This window comes from Micromonospora sp. NPDC051924, assembly GCF_055586005.1.
On the sequence record NZ_JBVJJA010000033.1, the window covers coordinates 28,545 to 46,311 of the forward strand.

The 17,767-nt window shown below is 75.8% G+C and carries 20 protein-coding genes; 7 read left to right on the forward strand and 13 right to left on the reverse strand.

The annotated features are described in order from the left end of the window. Positions 1 to 114: 114 nt before the first annotated feature. The 3 genes from ACZ6S5_RS24020 to ACZ6S5_RS24030 form a co-directional block, all read right to left on the reverse strand. Complete coding sequence (locus tag ACZ6S5_RS24020) at positions 115 to 1,134, reverse strand: SMP-30/gluconolactonase/LRE family protein (protein ID WP_466003877.1); 1,020 nt, start codon at positions 1,132 to 1,134, stop codon at positions 115 to 117. Between the two features lie 78 nt (positions 1,135 to 1,212). After that, the gene (locus ACZ6S5_RS24025; protein WP_466003878.1) at positions 1,213 to 2,229 is read right to left on the reverse strand and encodes an ABC transporter permease subunit; all 1,017 of its coding nucleotides are present in this window, start codon (positions 2,227 to 2,229) and stop codon (positions 1,213 to 1,215) included. Beyond that, the gene (locus tag ACZ6S5_RS24030) at positions 2,226 to 3,125 is read right to left on the reverse strand and encodes an ABC transporter ATP-binding protein (RefSeq protein ID WP_466003880.1); all 900 of its coding nucleotides are present in this window, start codon (positions 3,123 to 3,125) and stop codon (positions 2,226 to 2,228) included. Before ACZ6S5_RS24030 ends, ACZ6S5_RS24025 begins: the two co-directional genes overlap by 4 nt. A 117-nt stretch (positions 3,126 to 3,242) precedes the next feature. On the opposite strand from ACZ6S5_RS24030, the gene ACZ6S5_RS24035 reads away from it, so the two are divergent. From ACZ6S5_RS24035 to ACZ6S5_RS24045, 3 genes are all read left to right on the forward strand, one after another. Next, positions 3,243 to 4,397, forward strand: a complete 1,155-nt coding sequence (locus ACZ6S5_RS24035) for a sensor histidine kinase (RefSeq protein ID WP_466003881.1) — start codon at positions 3,243 to 3,245, stop codon at positions 4,395 to 4,397. Beyond that, the gene (locus tag ACZ6S5_RS24040; protein WP_466003883.1) at positions 4,394 to 5,050 is read left to right on the forward strand and encodes a response regulator; all 657 of its coding nucleotides are present in this window, start codon (positions 4,394 to 4,396) and stop codon (positions 5,048 to 5,050) included. The genes ACZ6S5_RS24035 and ACZ6S5_RS24040 overlap by 4 nt, the downstream gene beginning before the upstream one ends. A 99-nt stretch (positions 5,051 to 5,149) precedes the next feature. After that, positions 5,150 to 5,524 carry an STAS domain-containing protein gene (locus tag ACZ6S5_RS24045; RefSeq protein ID WP_466003884.1) on the forward strand — a complete coding sequence of 125 codons (375 nt, stop codon included), beginning with the start codon at positions 5,150 to 5,152 and terminating at the stop codon, positions 5,522 to 5,524. Between the two features lie 62 nt (positions 5,525 to 5,586). On the opposite strand, the gene ACZ6S5_RS24050 is transcribed toward ACZ6S5_RS24045, so the two are convergent. Both ACZ6S5_RS24050 and ACZ6S5_RS24055 read right to left on the reverse strand, forming a co-directional pair. Beyond that, entirely contained in the window at positions 5,587 to 5,955 is a 369-nt protein-coding gene (locus ACZ6S5_RS24050; RefSeq protein ID WP_393177578.1) for an FKBP-type peptidyl-prolyl cis-trans isomerase, read from the reverse strand. Between the two features lie 174 nt (positions 5,956 to 6,129). Then, positions 6,130 to 6,696, reverse strand: coding sequence for a DoxX family membrane protein (locus ACZ6S5_RS24055; RefSeq protein WP_466003886.1), 567 nt, complete (start codon positions 6,694 to 6,696; stop codon positions 6,130 to 6,132). A gap of 226 nt (positions 6,697 to 6,922) precedes the next feature. On the opposite strand from ACZ6S5_RS24055, the gene ACZ6S5_RS24060 reads away from it, so the two are divergent. Then, on the forward strand, positions 6,923 to 7,621 hold the full coding sequence (locus ACZ6S5_RS24060) for a CBS domain-containing protein (RefSeq protein ID WP_466003888.1): 699 nt from the start codon (positions 6,923 to 6,925) through the stop codon (positions 7,619 to 7,621). A 139-nt stretch (positions 7,622 to 7,760) separates the two neighbouring features. Here the strand turns inward: ACZ6S5_RS24060 and ACZ6S5_RS24065 are convergent, their stop codons facing one another. The 7 genes from ACZ6S5_RS24065 to ACZ6S5_RS24095 all read right to left on the reverse strand — a co-directional run bounded on the left by ACZ6S5_RS24065 (position 7,761) and on the right by ACZ6S5_RS24095 (position 12,014). Further along, complete coding sequence (locus ACZ6S5_RS24065; RefSeq protein ID WP_466003889.1) at positions 7,761 to 8,237, reverse strand: universal stress protein; 477 nt, start codon at positions 8,235 to 8,237, stop codon at positions 7,761 to 7,763. Between the two features lie 104 nt (positions 8,238 to 8,341). Then, complete coding sequence (locus tag ACZ6S5_RS24070; protein ID WP_466003890.1) at positions 8,342 to 9,058, reverse strand: helical backbone metal receptor; 717 nt, start codon at positions 9,056 to 9,058, stop codon at positions 8,342 to 8,344. Positions 9,059 to 9,117: 59 nt separating this feature from the next. Then, on the reverse strand, positions 9,118 to 9,669 hold the full coding sequence (locus ACZ6S5_RS24075) for a hypothetical protein (RefSeq protein ID WP_466003892.1): 552 nt from the start codon (positions 9,667 to 9,669) through the stop codon (positions 9,118 to 9,120). Then, a complete protein-coding gene (locus ACZ6S5_RS24080) occupies positions 9,666 to 10,184 on the reverse strand; it encodes a hypothetical protein (RefSeq protein WP_466003894.1) in 519 nt (172 codons plus the stop codon). The genes ACZ6S5_RS24075 and ACZ6S5_RS24080 overlap by 4 nt, the downstream gene beginning before the upstream one ends. A gap of 1 nt (position 10,185) precedes the next feature. Continuing rightward, entirely contained in the window at positions 10,186 to 10,638 is a 453-nt protein-coding gene (locus ACZ6S5_RS24085; protein WP_466003895.1) for an Asp23/Gls24 family envelope stress response protein, read from the reverse strand. Between the two features lie 14 nt (positions 10,639 to 10,652). After that, positions 10,653 to 10,841 (reverse strand): hypothetical protein, encoded by a 189-nt coding sequence (locus ACZ6S5_RS24090; RefSeq protein WP_466003896.1) that lies wholly within the window; start codon positions 10,839 to 10,841, stop codon positions 10,653 to 10,655. Positions 10,842 to 10,928: 87 nt separating this feature from the next. Further along, positions 10,929 to 12,014, reverse strand: coding sequence for a DICT sensory domain-containing protein (locus ACZ6S5_RS24095; RefSeq protein ID WP_466003898.1), 1,086 nt, complete (start codon positions 12,012 to 12,014; stop codon positions 10,929 to 10,931). A 210-nt stretch (positions 12,015 to 12,224) separates the two neighbouring features. Here ACZ6S5_RS24095 and ACZ6S5_RS24100 point away from each other — a divergent pair, with 210 nt between their 5' ends. Both ACZ6S5_RS24100 and ACZ6S5_RS24105 read left to right on the forward strand, forming a co-directional pair. Next, entirely contained in the window at positions 12,225 to 13,091 is an 867-nt protein-coding gene (locus ACZ6S5_RS24100; protein ID WP_466003900.1) for a hypothetical protein, read from the forward strand. 273 nt (positions 13,092 to 13,364) lie between these two features. Then, positions 13,365 to 14,639, forward strand: a complete 1,275-nt coding sequence (locus ACZ6S5_RS24105; RefSeq protein ID WP_466003901.1) for a hypothetical protein — start codon at positions 13,365 to 13,367, stop codon at positions 14,637 to 14,639. A 173-nt stretch (positions 14,640 to 14,812) separates the two neighbouring features. Here the strand turns inward: ACZ6S5_RS24105 and ACZ6S5_RS24110 are convergent, their stop codons facing one another. Continuing rightward, entirely contained in the window at positions 14,813 to 15,160 is a 348-nt protein-coding gene (locus ACZ6S5_RS24110) for a histone-like nucleoid-structuring protein Lsr2 (RefSeq protein WP_466003903.1), read from the reverse strand. A gap of 247 nt (positions 15,161 to 15,407) precedes the next feature. Here ACZ6S5_RS24110 and lon point away from each other — a divergent pair, with 247 nt between their 5' ends. After that, entirely contained in the window at positions 15,408 to 17,744 is a 2,337-nt protein-coding gene (lon, locus tag ACZ6S5_RS24115; protein ID WP_466003905.1) for an endopeptidase La, read from the forward strand. Positions 17,745 to 17,767 lie beyond the last annotated feature (23 nt).

Consider the following 17,767-nt stretch of genomic DNA (forward strand, 5'->3'; position numbering starts at 1 on the left):
CCCCTTTTTTTCCCCCCCCCCCCCCCCCCTCCTCCCCCCCCCCCCCCCCCCCCCCCCAAGACCCCCCCCCCCCCCCCCCCCCCCCCCCCCCCCCCCCCCCCCCCCCCGTGGCCGTCAGGTCAGGTCGACCCGGGCCACGCCGGTCGCGGTCAGGCTGCCCAGCCAGAGCTGCCCGCCGTGCTGCCGCACGCCGGTGATCATCGGGTACGCCCCGCTCGGCCCGTGCAGCGTGCGCAGCACCCGCCCGGTGCCGTCGACCAGCGCGACCAGTCCGTACCGACGCGGTTGTGGCTGCACGGCGCCCGGCAGCAGGGCGACGAGCTGGCGTACCCGGGGATGCGGCAGCAGCTTCTCCATGATCGGCAGCCGGGGGCTGGGCAGGGCGATCCAGTAGGTCCCGTCGCCCACCGCGGAGACGTTGTCCGGATACGCCGGCAGGTCGGTCAGCACGGTGGACCGGCCGTCCGGCAGGTCGACCCGCAACAGCCGGTGGGTGGCCGTCTCCACCAGCATCAGCGCCGACTCGTCCGGGGTCAGCGCCACCCCGTTGGGGAAGTAGAGCCCGTCCGCCACCACGTCGGTCCGCCCGGTGCGCCGGTCGTACGCCAGGACCCGCCCGTTGGGGCGGTGCTCCAGCAGGTCCCGCTTCCAGTGCGAGAGCGGGAACCGGTCCGAGCTGTCGGTGAAGTAGATCGTGCCGTCCCGGGCCACCGTGGCGTTGTCGGCCAGGTGCACCGGCGGCGCCGTGCCGGTCAGCTCGTGCACCGTCCCGTCGGGCGTGACCCGCAGCAGCCCCCGGTACGCGTCGCAGACCACGAGCCCGCCGTCGACCGGATCGAATTCGACGCCGAGCGGCCGGCCGCCGGTCTCGGCGAGCAGCGTCGGGCGGGTGCCGGCCGGGGCGTCCGCCGGCCACCACCAGAGCCGGCCGTCCTCGTCGCCGCTGATCGCCCGGCCGTCCGGGTGGATCAGCACGTCCTCCGGCCCGTGCGCGCCGTCGGGCAGCGGCAGCAGCTCGGCCCGGTCGAGCCGGACGTCGGACGGGGCCCACGGCCCGTCCAGCGGCGGCGGCACGGTGGCCGGCTCGCGGACCGGCCGGATCAGCAGGGGCGGGCGTGGGCGGGGAACGACCATCGGGTCATTCTTCCTCGCCGATGCCCCGGCCGGGCAGCCCCCGGCGGCGTGTCGCCGAGGGCCGCCCCCCGCCGGCGGTCAGCCGACCCGGCGCCGGATCCGCCAGTGGCCGAAGCCGGCCAGCAGCCCGGTGAGCGCCAGGTAGCTGCCGAGTTCGAGCCACTGGAACGTCCAGTAGCGCCGGTTCGGCTGGTAGGACAGCTCCACGTGCAGGTCGAGCCGCCCCAGGCAGACCGCCGTGTCGCCGAAGGTGCCGGTGGCCCCGGTGCGCGGCGGGTCGAGGAAGCAGCGGTCGAAGCGGTCCGCCGCCAGCGGCCGGCCGTCCGCGGTGCGCAGCTCGCTGACGTCGCTGACCCAGGCGTCGGGCACGGACAGCCCCTTGACCACCGGGGCGCCGGTGATGCTGCCCAGCCCGCGCGCCTCGTTGATCGCCTCGGCCGTCATCGGACGGGAGACCGTGACCGGTGGCATCAGGTGCGGGCGGACCAGGTTCGGCATGACGAACTGGACCACCGTGAACACGAGGGCGGTCAGCGCCATCGCCGGCAGCGTCCGGCGGACCAGCAGCCCGAGCACCGTGCCGAGGGCGACCGCGAAGGCCGCGTACCCGATCGGCGCGATGTTCCGGGCGCCGAACACGATGGTGCTGAACCGGTCCCCGGCGAGCCGGTCCACCGGCCCGGCCGCCCAGGTGAGCAGAAGGCTGGCCAGGCCGGTGACGGCGGCCGCGACCGCCCCCACCACCAGCAGCTTGACCGCGAACCAGCGGGTCCGGGTGACGCTCTGGTTCCACACCAGCCGGTGGGTGCCGGTCTCCAGCTCCCGGGCGACCAGCGGCGCGCCCCAGAACATGCCGAGCACGGCCGGCACCAGGGCGAGTAGCCCGGCCACGTACAGCAGGGTGTTCTGGTGGTCGCCGAGGAACTGGGCCAGGGCCCCGGCGCAGTCCGCGCCGGCCCGGCATCGGGACAGGTAGGTGGCGTGGTCGTGCCGGACGGCCCGCCCCAGGTGGATCAGGTAGGCGGCGAGCAGTGCCAGTCCGGCGAGGCCGGTGAGCGCCGGGGCGCGGAACTGCCGCCAGGTCAACCGGATCACCGCGCCACCTCCGGACCGGTCGGGTCGCCGGCCGCCCGGCTCAGGTACGCCAGCACCAGCTCCTCCAACCCCACCGGCTCCGCCGTGCCGGGCGGCGCCGACGCCCCGCCCCCGGTGCGGACCACCACCCGGTCGTACCCGTCGGCCGACTCCCGCCGAACCGGCGTCACGCCGGCCGGGAGCCGGTCCAGGGCACCGTGCGGGGCGGTCAGCCGGTGGTGGCGGGACAGCAGGTCGGGGACGTCCCCGGCGAGCTGCACCCGGCCGCCGGCCAGCACCACCAGGTGGTCGCAGACCCGGGCCACGTCCCCGAGCAGGTGCGAGGAGAGCAGCGCGCTGACGCCCAGCTCGTCGACGAGGCCCATCAGGTGGTGCAGGAACCCGTCCCGGGCGAGCGGGTCCAGCGCGGCGGCCGGCTCGTCGAGGATCAGCAGGTCGGGCCGCTTCGCGGCGGCGACGGTCAGGGCGAGCTGGGCGCGCTGCCCGCCGGAGAGCCGGCCGGCCCGCTGCGACGGGTTCAGGCCCACCTGGGCGATCCGCCGCTCCGCGAGGGCCCGGTCCCAGGACGGATTGAGCCAGCCACCCATCCGCAGGTGGTCCGCGACGGTCAGGGACGCGTATACCGGGGTGTCCTGGGCGACGTAGCCGACCCGGGCCAGGTGAGCGGCGTCGGCGGCGGGCCGGGCGCCGAGCACCCGCAGGCTGCCCTCGGTGGGGGTGATCAGCCCGCAGGCGAGCTGGAGCAGGGTGGACTTGCCGGCGCCGTTCGGCCCGACCAGGCCGATCACCCGGCCGCGCGGGATCCGCAGGTCGCAGTGGGACAGCGCGACGCGCCGGCCGTACCGCTTGGTCAGGCCCTCGGCGTGCAGCACCGGAGGGGAGTTCTCGTCGGTCATACCCCGAGCGTTCGCCGACCGGCCGGCCCGGCCATCGGTCCACGGCACGGTTCCCGCCCGCCGCGACCGTACTTTCGACCGGTTCGGGCCCGGACGCGAGTGCCTAGCCTGGGTGGCATGAAAGATCCGGACCGGTGGACCGCGGCGGCCGAGGTCGGGCTGGGGCTCGGCTGCGCCGCCGCGATCGTCGTCCAGTCGGCCGCCGTGGCGGGCAGCTGGGGCGGCGCGTACTGGGTGTTCGGCTGCGCGGTCGGCGTGGTGGTCACCCTGCTCGCCCTGGTCCGGCGGCGGCATCGGGGGTGGACGGCGGTCGCGGGCCTGGTGGTCGCCGCGGTCGCCGTCCTCGTCGCCGACGTGGCCGGGCTGCCGCACGAGCCCGGCCCGGCCACCGCCCTGCCGCTGGCGGTGCTGGTCGCCTCGGCGGTCGGGGCGCTGCCGGTCCGCCCAGCCGCCGCGGTCGCCGTCGGCGGAATGGCCGTGGTGGTGGCCGCGGCGGTCTCCGCGATCAGCGGCGCGGGGTCCTGGCCCCGGACCGGTGCGGCCGCACTGACCTGGTGGAACGCGCTGGCCTGGCTGCTCGCCGTCGGGGTCGGCGGCGGGTTGCGGCTGGTGGACGCCCGCCGCCGGGCCGCCGCCGAGCGGGTACGCCGGGACGAGCGCCTGGAACTGGCCCGGGAGCTGCACGACGTGGTCGCCCACCACATCACCGGCATCGTCGTGCAGGCCCAGGCCGCGCAACTGGTCGGTGGGCGTCGCCCGGAGCGGGCCCGGGAGTCCCTGGCCGGCATCGAGGCGGCCGGCTCCGACGCGCTCGCGGCGATGCGCCGCCTCGTCGGCATCCTGCGGGACAGCGCCGACGCGGCCCCCGCCTCGGCCGGCCCCGAGCGGCTCGCCGACCTGGTCGACCGCTTCACCGGGCAGGGCGTGGCGGTACGGCTGCGCGCGCCGGACCACGACCCGGGCTGGCCGCCCGAGGTGACGGCCACCGTGTACCGGGTGGTCCGCGAGGCGCTGACCAACGTGGCCCGGCACGCCCCGGACGCCGGCACGGTGGCGGTCACGGTGACCGGAGAGGCCGGCACGGCGGTCGTCGAGGTCGTCGACGACGGCCCGGCACCCCCGGCCCGGCACCCCCGCCGGCACGGATACGGGCTGGTCGGGATGCGGGAGCGCGTCGAGGCCCTGGGCGGAACGCTCGCCGCCGGCCCCCGCCCCGACGGCGGCTGGTCGGTCACGGCCGTCCTGCCCGGGTCCACCGGGGAGCGTCGATGACCATCCGGGTGCTGCTCGCCGACGACCAGGCGATGGTCCGCGGTGGCCTGCGGATGATCCTGGAGGACCAATCCGACATCGAGGTGGTGGCCGAGGCCGTCGACGGGGTCGACGCGGTGGAGCAGGCCCGACGGCTCCGCCCCGACGTCTGCCTGGTCGACATCCGGATGCCCCGGCTCGACGGGCTTCAGGTCACCCGCGCGCTGGCCGGACCGGGGGTGGCCGACCCGCTGCGCGTCGTCGTGGTGACCACCTTCGACCTCGACGAGTACGTCTACGGCGCGCTGCGCGGCGGCGCGGTCGGGTTCATCCTCAAGGACGCCGGTCCGGCGCTGCTCGTCGAGGCGGTGCGGGCCGCCGACAACGGCGACGCCCTGGTCTCCCCCTCGCTGACCCTGCGGCTGCTGCGGCACCTCCACCCGCCCGCGCCGCCGGCCGACGGCCGGTTCCGCCCGCCGCTGTCGAACCGGGAGATCGAAGTGGTGCGGGCGATCGCGCGGGGCCGGACCAACCAGGAGATCGCGGCGGAACTGTTCATCTCGCTGAGCACCGTGAAGAGCCATGTCGCCGGGATCCAGCGGAAACTGGGCGCCCGCAACCGGGTGGAGATCGCCGCCTGGGCCTGGGAGAGCCACGTCGTGGCCGACACCTGAGGGTTCCCCCGGAGGGCGTTCGGGGTCGCCACCCGGGACCTTCCCGGATCCCGGCGCCGGCCGGCCGGAACTGTCGGTCCCGACGGATAGGTTGCTGGCATGGGGCAGCGCAGCGACCGGTTCCACGTGCAGATCGAGGTGGCCGACCACGTGGTCGACGTCCGGGCGGTCGGCGAGATCGACATCGCCACCGTGGGGTCGTTCCGGGCGGCGCTCTGGGCCGCCCCGGCGCGTCCGGTGCTGCGGGTGGACCTGTCCGGCGTCCGGGTGCTCTCCGCGGCCGGGGTGCGCGCCCTGGCCGCCGCGCACCTGCGGGTGCGGGCCCGGGGCGGCGAGCTGGTGCTGGTCGATCCCGATCCGGTGGTGGCCCGGGTGCTGCGGGTCACCGGCCTGCACCGGGTGGTCCGGGTGGTGGCCGGTTCGGCGCCCGCCGGCTGGGAGCGGGCGGCCGTCCGCGAGCTGGTTCCGGCCTGACCGGCCCGACCCGCCCAGGGCCACCGGCGTGACCGCCGACGGCCCTGGGCGGGTCGGCCGGCTCAGCGGACGCCGAGCAGGTCCACCACGAAGACCAGCGTCTCGTTCGGCTTGATGACGCCACCGGCTCCCCGGGCGCCGTAGCCCAGGTGCGGCGGGATGGTCAGCCGACGCCGGCCGCCCACCTTCATGCCGACCACGCCCTGGTCCCAGCCGGCGATGACCTGGCCGCCGCCCAGCGGGAATTCGAACGTCTCACCCCGGTTCCACGACGCGTCGAACTCGCGGCCGGTCGAGTGGGCCACGCCGACGTAGTGCACGCTGGCCAGCTGGCCGGGGCGGGCCTCCGGGCCCTCGCCGACCGTGATGTCCTCGATGACGAGATCGGCGGGCGGCGCGCCCTCGATCGGGCCAACCTCGGGCTTCTCCATGAACGGGTCTCCTCGGTGCTGACGGTGCGGTCACCGTCGATCCTGCCCGATCGTGACCGGCCGATACGCGATGGTCCCCGCCGCGGCGTGGCGGCGGGGACCGGTGAGGGCACGGAAAGTGGCGGGCGCCCCCTCTCGGTGACGCCCGCCCGGTGGGTACTGCCGTCGGTGACTTCACTTCAGCCAGGGCAGCCGCTGGACGATGGGCAGCTTCGCCCAGACCTTGCCGAGGCCGAGGGTGTTGCCGGCGCCGACCAGGGCCAGCGCGGCCAGCAGGCCCGCGTAGATGAGGTGGTCGTCCATGAACGGGTTGTTCTCGGGGGGCAGCACGACCGTCCACATCATGACCATCAGGATCCCGCCGGCGACCGCGGCGATCCGGGTGCCGATGCCGAGCAGCAGGGCCACGCCGATGGCGAGGAGGCCGAGCATGAACAGCCAGTCCGCCCACGCCGCGCCGGCGATTCCGTTGTAGAACCCCTTGAACGGGCCGGCCGCACCGAAGGCCAGGAAGCCCTTGGTGGGGCTGCCGCCGTTGATCCAGGCGTTCTTCGCCGCGGTCTCGTGCCCCAGGCCGAACATCTTGTCCAGGAACGCCCAGAGGAAGGTCCAGGCCAGCGCGATCCGGAGTCCGGCGAAGACGTACCGGGTGGCCTTCTGCCGGGTGGTCTCGACGTCCCGGGTGGTCTCGGCCGCCGGAATCCTGGTGTTGGCGGTGATCCGCTCGACTGTCGCGGTCATGGTCTCCACGTCCCTTCTTGTGCCTCGCACCGCGCTTTCCGGTGGCACCTTCATTCCACCTCTCAGGCGCCGGCGCGGGCAGGGCCGACCGGGCCGCTCCGGACCGGGACCTTGGACCCCTTCCGGCCCGGTCCGGAGGACCTTCCACGGCCGGTCGACCGCCTCTGACCAGGGGCGCCCAACGCGCCTACCGTCGCGAGTGGAAGACCGGGTCGAGGAGGTCGTGATGAGGACGTGGCAGGTGGGCGACGTGATGACCAGGGACGTCGCGACGGTGGGGGAGGAGACCCCGTACCGGCAGATCGTCGACGTGCTGATCCGGCGGGGCATCAGCGCCGTGCCGGTGGTGGACTCCTTCGACCGGGTGCTGGGGGTGGTCTCCGAGGCGGACCTGCTGCACAAGGTGGAGCGGGCCGGCCACCCCGACGAGCGGCGGGTCTTCGAGGGGCGGCGCCGGCGTACCGCGCGGGAGAAGGCGGGCGCGCTGGTGGCCGGGGACCTGATGACCGCCCCGGCGGTCACCACGACGCCGCAGGCGTCGCTGCCGGCGGCGGCGCGGCTGATGGACCGTGAGGTGGTCAAGCGGCTGCCGGTGCTGGACGACCTGGGCCGCCTGGTCGGCATCGTGACCCGCGGCGACCTGCTCCGGGTGCACCTGCGCACCGACGCGGAGATCCGCGAGGACGTGGTGCGGCAGGTGCTGCGCAAGGTGCTCGCCGTCCGGGACGGCCTGGTCACCGTCCAGGTGCGCGACGGCGAGGTCACCCTGGACGGGCGGCTGGACCGGCGCAGCGCCGTCGAGCTGGCGGGCCGGCTCGCCGCCCAGGTCGCCGGGGTGGTGCAGGTGCACAACGCCGTCGGGTACGACGTGGACGACACCACCCTGATGGAGCTGGACCCGGTGCACGCCACCCCGGTCGCCTGACCGCCCCACCCGTGGGCCCCGCCGTCCCGGCGGGGCCCACGCACGTGCCCGGGCCGGCCGGGCGGTGCCGAACCGCAAGGCGGGGCAGGCGGACATGGCACGGCCGCCCCGCACCGGGGCGGCCGTCGTCGGCGTCCGGTCAGGCCCGCAGCGCCGGCTCGGTGGAGGTATGCGTCGTCGTGGCCGGCACCGGCACGACCACCACCGGGCAGCTCGCCTTGCGGACGCACTCCTCGCTGACCGACCCGAGCACGGTGTGCCGCAGCCGGCTGTTGCCGTGGCTGCCCAGCACCAGCAGGTCGGCCGTGCGGGCGGCGGCGGTGAGCACGTCCGCGGCCGGACCCTCCACCACCTCCCCGGCCACCGGGCAGGCCGCCCCCTTGCGCAGGACCAGCCCCCGGATCTCGTCGTCGAGCAGGGTCACCGCGCGCTGCCGCTCGTCGTCCGGCGGGGTCGCGTTCGTCATCGGACCGACCTCGATCCGGTCCCACCGCCAGGCCACCACGGCCTGCACCGCGCCGCCGCGGGCCACCGCCTCGTCGACCGCCCAGTCCAGCGCGCGCCGCCCGCCGTCGGAGCCGTCGACGCCCACCACGATCAGCCGATTGCTCTCCATGGCTGCACTCCTCTCCTCCTGCTCGCAGTCCACCCCGGGGGCGGCGGCGCCGGGCAGGCGCGAAGGGCCCGGCGCAGCGGGGCCGTTCGCCCCGTTTCCGCGGCTCAGAGCGGCTGGGCGAGCTGGGTGGCGAGCAGCGTCGGCGCCTCGGCGAGAGAGGGGCCGTACCAGGTCAGGTGCCGGCCCGAGACCAGCGCGGCCGGTACGCCGGGGAACGCCTCCGGCCCGTCCTCGGCGGTGAACCGGTACGGCTCGTCCGGCAGCACCACCAGCTCCGGCCGCCGCCCCCGCAGCTCCGCCAGGCCCGGGCGGGGATAGCGCTCCGCGTCGTCCGCCCACTGGTTGGTCACGCCCAGCCGGCGCAGCACGTCACCGGCGAAGGTGTCCCGGCCGAGCACCACCCAGGGCCGCCGCCACACCGGCACCACCGCCGCCCGGGGCGCCGTCGGCGCGGGCAGCGCGTCCCAGGCCCGCCGGGCGGCCCGTAGCCACTCCGGCTCGCCGGCCCCGCCGAGCGCGGCGACCAGCTCGCCGAGCTGGGTCAACGCCTCCGGGACGGTACGCGGAAAGGTGACCCGCACCGGCACGCCGGCGGCGTGCAGGGCGTCGGCGTCCTCCCGCCGGTTCTCCTCCTCGTTGAGCAGCACCAGGTCGGGCCGGAGGGCGAGCACCCGGTCCAGGTCCGGGTACTTGCTCCCGCCGACCCGGGCGACGTCCAGCCCCGCCGGGTGGGTGCACCAGTCGGTGGCGCCGACCAGCACCTCGGGCCGGGTCAGCGCCACCGCCTCGGTCAACGACGGCACCAGCGACACCACGCGCACGGGGGCTCCCTTCCTCGGGGGTCCCGCCCATGGTCGCGTATCGGCTCCGGTGTCGGCGGTCACCGTCCGGGCTCGTCCAGCAACGCCGTCACGTCCAGGTGCGCGGGCCGGCAGCCGACCGTCGCCGCGAACCGCCGCACCGCGGCGTCGACCTGGTCGCGGGCGGCGGCCACCTCGGCGTACGGAGCCAGGCGCAGCTCCACCCAGACGTCCGGTCGGGTCACCGGCCCGGTGAGCACCACCCGGGCCCGGCGGGTCCCGGGGGACCGCAGCAGATCCCGTTCCAGCGCGTCGGTCAGCACCCCGCCGGCCACCCGGGTGCGCGCACCCTCGTTCCCGGGCTGCGTCAGGGTGCCGGCGAGCCGGCCCGGCACCCGCAGCCCGGCGACGAGCAGTCGCTGCCCGAGCAGGGCCAACAGCGCCCCGCCGACCGCCACGGCCAGGGGGCTCCACGGCGTACCGGCCCGCCACCAGGCGAGCGGGCCGGCGCCGAGCAGTGGGCTGTCGCCGCCAGGCAGCCGCCCGGTGCCGACGGCGAGCGCGGTCCCGCCCGCCGCCACCAGGAGCAGGGCGACGACCGTCCAGAGCAGCCGGTGCGCGGCGTTGCTCACGTCGCCCGCCGGGCCGGTACGAGCCGGACCTCGATCCGGTGCCGGTGCGGTGCGGCCAGCCGGTCGAGTTCCCGGCGGAGCGCGAACTCGACGTCGGCGCGGGCCGCCGGGTCGCCGGTGGCGGTCACCCGGGGCCGCCAGACGTCCCCGCGTCGGCGGACGCGCACCCGGGCCCGCCGGACGCTCGGCACCGAGCGGGCCGCCCGGGCCAGCCGCCGCTCCACCGAGCGGCGGTGCAGGTGCCAGCCGTCGTCCTCGGCCAGCCGCAGCCGGACCGGGCGCCACCGGCGCACCTCGGCGGCGAGCACCACCAGGCCGAGCAGGGTGACGGCGGCGGCGACGGCGCGGACCGGGGCGTCCCGCCAGCGGGTGGTGGCCAGCGCGGCGGGCCAGTCGGGCGGCAGGGGCCCGGGCCGGCCCAGGGCGGCGAGCAGCCCCGCGACGGCGACCAGCGCCCCGCCGCCGAGCAGGGCGGCGGCCAGCAGCAGGGTGGCGACCCGGTTGGCCGTACGCACGTCAGCCTCCGGACCGGTCGCCGGCCGGCGTCTCGCCGGGGAGCCGCAGGCGCACCACGGTGACTGTGACGGCGTCGACGGTGCGGCCGGTGTGCGCCTCGATCCCGGCGGCGACGCGGCGGCGTACCCCCTCGGCGGCCGTCGGCAGGTGGACGCCGTGGTCGACGACCACGGCGAGGTCGACGCGGGCGGCGGCGCCGTCGACCCGGGCGGTGGCCGCCGGCGCCGAGACCCCCGGGGTACGCCGCGCCGCGTCCTCGGCGAGGCGGGCGACCGCCTCCTCGGCGCGAAGGGGCGCCGGCGCGACCGCGCTGCGGGGCGCGGCGGTCTGCGGCGCGGTGGCCTGTGGCGCGCCGGCCTTCGGCCCGGCCGTGGCACGGGGTGGCCGGGTGCCCCGCGACGCGCGGTCGCCGGACGGCGGGGTGGTGCCGCGCCGGGGCAGGGTGCCGGTCATCGTGGCGTCCCCGTTCAACGGCGCCGGTCGGCGCTCACCCGGTCGGCCAGGCCGGGCACGGTGACGTCGCCGTCGACGGCCCGGACGAGCAGCCAGCCGACCAGCCCGGCCAGCGTGGCGGCCACCGCGGCGCCGGCCCCACCGAGCGCCCAGACCGCGACCAGGAGAAACCCGGCCAGAAACCCGAATTGCTGCCGCGTCATGCCCACCTCCGCTCCGCACGGCGACCGACCGGGCCTGGCGTACCCGTTTCCACGCGGCTCAGTCCTGGCCCGGGCGTCATCCGTGGTTCAGCGGGCGGTGGTGGCGTGCTCCGGGGCCAGGGTAGCCACCGGCACGCCCTCCCGGACGGCCCACTCCACGGCGTGCCGCACCTCGGCCACGGGCAGCGGTCGGCGGGTCGTCACGGCAACCGCCGCGTGCACGGCGAAGGCGACGAACGGGTACGACCGGGCCAGCGCCGCCACGGCCTCGTGCAGCCGCCCCGCCACGGCCACCGCCGCGCGCTCGTCCAGCGCCGGCAGGATCAGCAGGAACTCGTTGTCGGCCAGGCGTACCGCCCGGTCCACCGGGCGCAGCACGGCGGTGACCGCCCCGAGGACCGCCTGGCCCTCCCGGGCCGCGCTGCGCCGGCCGAACCGCTCCGGCGCGCCCGGCGGCTCGTCGACCCGTACGCCGACCAGAGCCACCGGGAGGGTGCCGGAGGCGGTCACCCCGTCCACGCCGGTCCACCGGCGCAGCCCCGGCTCGTCGAGCAGCCCCGCCGACCCCTCCGTCGGCTCCGGCCGGTACGCCCGCTCGCCCCGTGCCGCCAGCATCCGGATCGCCGCCTCGGCGCGGGCCTCACCCGGACCCGCCGGGAGGTCGCGGACCCGGGCGATCGCCTCGTCCAGCCCGGCCCGGGCCGGCGCGGGCAGCCGCCCGGCCAGCCGTTCGCGCAGCCGGATCACCTCGTGCAGGGCCTCGTCCCGGCGGAAGCCCCAGTGCCCGTCGAAGAGCCGGCCCGACTCCAGCGTCGCCGCCGGCGCCACCTCAGCCCGGTCGTACGCCACCAGCGTCGCGCCGAAGCGCGGGGTCAGCGCCACCACGGTCCACTCCCGGGCCAGCTCCTCGGCCTCGTCCAGCACCACCCCGTACCCGCCGGGCGGCAGCTCCGCCGGGGTCGGGCCGGCCATGCCGACCACGGTCACCGCGGCCCGGGCGGCGATCCGCCCGTAGACCGCGCGTTCCCGGGTGAAGTACGGCAGCCGCTGGAAGAGGGCCAGCACCACCAGCGGCCCGTCCTCGGCCGTGGCCAGCGCGGCCCGTTCGATGGCGTGGGAGACGGCGACGAGACTGCGCTTGGTCAACCGCTCCGGGGTCCGTCCGCTGTGCACCCGGCCGAGCCTAGAGGTGTCCGCCGTCGGGCGCACCGGTCGACGGGTGCCGGGTCAGCGGCGCGCGGCCCACTCGTCCCGGGTCACCCCTCGGTGGCGTACCCGGCGCCCCAGGCCGGCCGGCGCAGCCGGTAGCCCAACTCCACCTCGCGGTTGGTCGACGCCCTACACTCGGGCCGGTCTGGCGACCGACGGATGGATCTGGCGACGATGACGAGCACCGGCAGCGTGGCGGCCTCCTGGCTGCGTCCGATCGCGGCCGGTGGCACGCCGCCGTTCACCCGGGCCGGGCAGGTCGTCCACCCGTCACGCCGGCTCAGCGAGCTGGTCCAGGGCCGGCCGCCGGGGGTCACCGGCAACCAGTGGAGCACCGCCATCCGGGAGGGCTTCGACCAGGTGGTGTGCGCGGCCGACACCGGCCGGCCGGTCTTCGCCGTGGCGTTCGCCCCGCCGGCGGCGCCCGGCTCCCCGGCCCGCCGGGCCGAGCGGATGACCGCCACGGTGTGTGTCGCGGTCGGCCTGCCGGTGCTGCGGGTCGAGTCGGCCACGCTGCGCGGCGCCGACCACGCCCGCCGGCTCGTCGAGTACGTCCTCGACGCCCGCGCGTACGCCGCCGGCAGTGGACCGGAGAGCGGGTACGCGGTCGGCTTCCGGGACATCGTCGGCCGGCTCCCGGACGGCCGGCGCGGGCCGGTGAACGATCTCGGGGCGCTGACCCGGACCGGTGCCGTCGAGGCGTACGTCGAGCGGCGCCTCGCCGACCCGATCGTCCGCGGCCTGCACGTCAGCTGGACCGACGGACCGGCCGAGGGCTGGTGCTGGGTCGAGGTGCGGCCCGGCCGGTGCCTGGTCGAGCGGGTCCAGCTCTTCGCGCAGCGGCTCTCCCTCGGGGTGGCGTCGGGCCGGCTCGCCGAGGACCTGGCCACGGTGGCCGTGGGGGAGCGGCTGCGTGACCGCGAGGGGGCCGAGCCGTCGCTGGTCGACCGGGACGAGCTGCGCGAGCAGATCCGCCGGCTGGCCGCCCGCCGGGACGAACTCGACGGCGGCTTCGCCTTCGACCACCTCTGCGCCGACTGATCCGGCGCGTCGCCGGGACCGGCCGCCCGGAACCCGCGGGCACCGCTCCGCGAATTCTCCCGATCACGGTTGAACCTTCCCCGCGACCGCTCCGTACCTAAGCGGGAATGGACGCAGGTCTTCCCCGCCGCACCGCAAGGCGGGGCGACGGTGCGGAAAGGGCATCGTCGGTCATCGACGTGCAACCGGAACGTCGCAGTGCTCCTCACCCCGAATTCCGTCGGTCCGCCGGGGTCACGAGTCAACTACCGGATCGAGAAGGAGAGCAATTCGATGCGCAGGTCCACACGGGCGCGCCGGTCATCCGGTAACGCGCGGAGCAAGCGGCTGCTGGCCGTGGTCGGCACGCTCGCGGTCTTCGGCGGAATCGTCGCCGTCACCCAGATCTCGTCCGCCCAGGACCGGCGGACGAACCTCCGTACCGCCTCGGCGGCGTGCACCGCGGCGAGCCCGGGCGCGACCGCGCCGAGTGGCCAGGGCAGCACCACCCGGACCTGGCAGAACGGCCGCTGGGTGCGCAACCACTGGGGTGACGGGCAGCTGTCGGCCGCCGAGTGCCAGCAGACCCGGGGCGGCGGCGCCGGCGCCGCCGCGCCCGTGGTGGCCTGCCCGGACGTGAAGAGCCGGCTGCCGCAGGTGCCCGATCAGGCACGCGACGAGGTGGACCGCAACCTCGCCCTGTTGGACGCCCAGATCGCCGAGGCCAACCGGCGGCTCGCCGCCGACGGCGGCCGTAGCGGCCAGGACTTCGTCAACAACGCGATTCTTCAGCCGCTGGCCGACAAGCGGACCGCGACGCTGAACCGGATCGCCACCGCGATCGGCCGGGTCGCGCAACGGCCGCAGGGACTCGACCAGCTCGCCCAGTGCGCGCTGGCCGACAATCCGCAGAACGGCGGCCAGAATGGTGGCAACGACAGCGGCGGCCAGAACGGTGGTCAGAACGGCGGGAACAACAACGGTGGTCAGAACGGCGGCAACAATGGCGGGAACAACGGCAACGGGCTGGGCGTGCTCGCCAAGGACTGCAACAACAGCCGGTTGCAGCCGCACGACGGTTTCCAGGCCGGCAACCGGTGCGTGAGCACCGCGTTCGGTGAGGTCGGCGCGGCGGCGAACAATCCGTCCCTGCTCATCACCCAGTTCCCCAACCAGGTCCGGCGGAACCAGCCGTTCACCCTCCGGGTCACCACCCGGAACCTGGTCCGGGACCGCTTCCTCGCGGCCGGCCAGGGCGGCTACTACCTGGAGAGTTCGCTGCTCAACGACCAGGGCCTGGTGCGGGGCCACTTCCACACCGCGTGCCGGATGCTGAACAGCCTCCGCCAGCCGCCGAATCCCCAGGACGTGCCGGCGTTCTTCGTGGCGACCGAGGACGGCAAGGGGAACGCCCAGCCGGACGACGTGCTGATCCAGATTCCCGGCCTGCCGCAGTCGGGCGTCGCGCAGTGCGCGGTCTGGGCGGGCGACGGCTCGCACCGCATCCCGATGATGGAGCGGGCCAACCAGACCCCGGCCTTCGACGTGGTGCGGATCCGGGTCAACTGACCGACCGCGACGGCCGGGGCCGTCCGGGGCGTACCCGGGCGACCCCGGCCGTCACCCTGTGCGGGTACCGGCGGCCGCTCGTGGCGAAAATTGTGGACCCCGGGAAAAGCCGACCGGGGCCACGCCGATTTCTCAGCGTGACCCCGGGATGCCCGACGGTGAGCCGGGAGGGTTCAGCGGTTCTTGTACGCCTCCACCACCGACACGGGGATGCGGCCCCGCTCGGAAATCTCGAAGCCGTTCTTGGCGGCCCATTCCCGGATGGCGCGGTTCTGCTCGCGGTCCATTCCCGAGGTGGCCGGCCGGGTCGTCCGGCGGGCGGCGCGCCCGGTCTCCACCGGCCCGCGCCCGATCCGCCTGCCAGCGCTGATGTACGGGTCCAGGGCCTTGCGCAGAACGCCCGCGTTCTCGTCGGAGACGTCGATCGTGTACGCCACGCCGTCCAGGCTGAACTCGACGGTCCGGTCGGCCTTTCCGCCGTCCAGGTCGTCGGTCAGAACGGTGATTACTTTCCTTGCCATCGCCATTACTCCCTGTGTCGGGCGGGGTGTGGCTAAGAGTTTGACGTATCGCGCGGCAAATTCGCAACAATACCCGCCGTTCGCCATTCGGTGAGTCGGCAAATCTGGCCTGCGGAATGGCGTGTCCGGGCGCCGCCGGCGGTCGGCGGCCGGAGCGGGGGAGTGGCGTGGGTCACAATGCGGAACAAGGGGCACGCTTTGTTACTTGAGCCTGTCACGCTCAACCCAACGTGATAGCAGGTGTTCGATGGCAACTCTTCCGGTACTTCCCCTGACCGACGCAGTCCTGCTGCCCGGCATGGTCATCCCGGTGACCCTCGACCCGACCACCCAGGCCGCGGTCGACGCGGCCCGCGCCAGCGGCGACAAGACCCTCCTCGCCGTGCCCCGCATCGACGGCGAGTACGGCTCCGTCGGCGTGATCGCCACCATCGAGAAGGTGGGCCGGCTGCCCAGCGGCGAGCCGGCCGCCGTCATCCGCGGCCTCGCCCGTGCCCGCATCGGCTCCGGCGTGCCCGGACCGGGCGCCGCGCTCTGGGTCGAGGCGACCGAACTCGACGAACCCGCCCCGGCCGGGAAGGCCCGGGAACTCGCCCGCGAGTACCGCGCGCTGATGACCTCGGTCCTCCAGCAGCGCGGTGCCTGGCAGGTCATCGACGCCATGGAGCGGATGACCGACCTCTCCGAGCTGGCCGACGCGGCCGGCTACGCGCCCTGGCTCAGCCTGGCGCAGAAGACCGAGCTGCTCGCCGCCCCGGACGTCACCGCCCGGCTGGAGCTGCTGGTCGGCTGGGTGAAGGACCACCTGGCCGAGCAGGAGGTCACCGAGCAGATCAACAGCGACGTCCGCGAGGGGCTGGAGAAGTCCCAGCGGGAGTTCCTGCTGCGCCAGCAGCTCGCCGCGATCCGTAAGGAACTCGGCGAGGACGAGCCGGACGGCTCCGCCGACTACCGTTCCCGGGTCGAGTCCGCCGACCTGCCCGAGAAGGTCCGCGAGGCGGCGCTGCGCGAGGTCGGCAAGCTGGAGCGGGCCAGCGACGCCTCCCCGGAGGCGGGCTGGATCCGTACCTGGCTCGACACCGTCCTCGAGATGCCGTGGAACACGCGTACCGAGGACAACACCGACCTGGCCGCGGCCCGCGCGGTGCTCGACGCCGACCACGCCGGCCTGGCCGACGTGAAGGACCGCATCCTGGAGTACCTCGCGGTGCGCAACCGGCGCGCCGAGCGCAACCTCGGCGTGGTCGGCGGGCGCGGCTCCGGTGCGGTGCTCGCCCTCGCCGGCCCGCCCGGGGTCGGCAAGACCAGCCTCGGCGAGTCGATCGCCCGGGCGCTCGGCCGCAACTTCGTCCGGGTGTCCCTCGGCGGCGTCCGGGACGAGGCGGAGATCCGCGGCCACCGGCGCACCTACGTCGGCGCGCTGCCCGGCCGGATCGTCCGCGCCCTGCGCGAGGCCGGCTCGATGAACCCGGTGGTGCTCCTCGACGAGGTCGACAAGCTGGCCGTCGGCTACGCCGGCGACCCGGCGGCAGCCCTGCTGGAGGTGCTCGACCCGGCGCAGAACCACACCTTCCGCGACCACTACCTCGAGGTCGACCTCGACCTGTCCGACGTGCTCTTCCTGGCCACCGCCAACGTGGTGGAGACCATCCCCGGCCCGCTGCTGGACCGGATGGAGCTGGTCACCCTGGACGGCTACACGGAGGACGAGAAGGTGGCCATCGCCCGGGACCACCTGCTGCCCCGGCAGCGGGAGCGGGCGGGGCTGACCGCCGAGGAGGTGACCGTCGCCGACGAGGCGCTGGCGCTGATCGCCGGCGAGTACACCCGGGAGGCGGGCGTCCGGCAGCTCGAACGGGCCCTGGCCAAGATCCTGCGCAAGGTCGCCGTCACGCTGGCGTCCGACCCGGCGCCGATCCGGGTCGACACCGGCAACCTGGCCCGCTACCTGGGCCGGCCGAAGTTCACCCCGGAGTCGGCGGAGCGGACGGCGGTGCCCGGCGTGGCCACCGGACTGGCGGTCACCGGGGCCGGCGGCGACGTGCTCTTCATCGAGGCGACCAGCATGGACGGCGAACCGGGGCTGACCCTCACCGGCCAGCTCGGCGACGTGATGAAGGAGTCCGCGCACATCGCCCTGTCGTACCTGCGCTCCAACGGGCGGCGGCTCGGGCTGGACCCGAACGCCCTGGCCGGGCGGCGGATCCACGTGCACTTCCCGGCGGGCGCGGTGCCCAAGGACGGACCCAGCGCCGGCATCACCATGGTCACCGCGCTGGCGTCGCTGGTGACCGGCCGGCCGGTCCGCCCCGAGTTCGGGATGACCGGCGAGGTGACCCTCTCCGGCCGGGTGCTGCCCATCGGTGGCGTGAAGCAGAAGCTGCTCGCCGCCCACCGGGCCGGCCTCACCGAGGTGATCATCCCGAAGCGCAACGAGCCGGACCTCGACGACCTGCCGACCGAGGTGCGCGAGGCGCTGACCATCCACACCCTCGCCGACGTCGCGGACGTGCTCGCCCTGGCGCTGCGCCCCGCCGACGTCGACGCGGGGACGCTCGGCGGCCAGCCGCTCGCCGCGGCCTGACCACCCGACAGCCCGAGGCCCCC

Bases quoted from the DNA above. Each gene is read 5' to 3' on its own strand.
- ACZ6S5_RS24020 (WP_466003877.1), bottom strand. From the start codon at position 1,134: ATGGTCGTTCCCCGCCCACGCCCGCCCCTGCTGATCCGGCCGGTCCGC.
- ACZ6S5_RS24030 (WP_466003880.1), bottom strand. From the start codon at position 3,125: ATGACCGACGAGAACTCCCCTCCGGTGCTGCACGCCGAGGGCCTGACC.
- ACZ6S5_RS24035 (WP_466003881.1), top strand. From the start codon at position 3,243: ATGAAAGATCCGGACCGGTGGACCGCGGCGGCCGAGGTCGGGCTGGGG.
- ACZ6S5_RS24040 (WP_466003883.1), top strand. From the start codon at position 4,394: ATGACCATCCGGGTGCTGCTCGCCGACGACCAGGCGATGGTCCGCGGT.
- ACZ6S5_RS24045 (WP_466003884.1), top strand. From the start codon at position 5,150: ATGGGGCAGCGCAGCGACCGGTTCCACGTGCAGATCGAGGTGGCCGAC.
- ACZ6S5_RS24050 (WP_393177578.1), bottom strand. From the start codon at position 5,955: ATGGAGAAGCCCGAGGTTGGCCCGATCGAGGGCGCGCCGCCCGCCGAT.
- ACZ6S5_RS24055 (WP_466003886.1), bottom strand. From the start codon at position 6,696: ATGACCGCGACAGTCGAGCGGATCACCGCCAACACCAGGATTCCGGCG.
- ACZ6S5_RS24060 (WP_466003888.1), top strand. From the start codon at position 6,923: ATGAGGACGTGGCAGGTGGGCGACGTGATGACCAGGGACGTCGCGACG.
- ACZ6S5_RS24065 (WP_466003889.1), bottom strand. From the start codon at position 8,237: ATGGAGAGCAATCGGCTGATCGTGGTGGGCGTCGACGGCTCCGACGGC.
- ACZ6S5_RS24085 (WP_466003895.1), bottom strand. From the start codon at position 10,638: ATGACCGGCACCCTGCCCCGGCGCGGCACCACCCCGCCGTCCGGCGAC.
- ACZ6S5_RS24090 (WP_466003896.1), bottom strand. From the start codon at position 10,841: ATGACGCGGCAGCAATTCGGGTTTCTGGCCGGGTTTCTCCTGGTCGCG.
- ACZ6S5_RS24100 (WP_466003900.1), top strand. From the start codon at position 12,225: ATGACGAGCACCGGCAGCGTGGCGGCCTCCTGGCTGCGTCCGATCGCG.
- ACZ6S5_RS24105 (WP_466003901.1), top strand. From the start codon at position 13,365: ATGCGCAGGTCCACACGGGCGCGCCGGTCATCCGGTAACGCGCGGAGC.
- ACZ6S5_RS24110 (WP_466003903.1), bottom strand. From the start codon at position 15,160: ATGGCAAGGAAAGTAATCACCGTTCTGACCGACGACCTGGACGGCGGA.
- lon (WP_466003905.1), top strand. From the start codon at position 15,408: ATGGCAACTCTTCCGGTACTTCCCCTGACCGACGCAGTCCTGCTGCCC.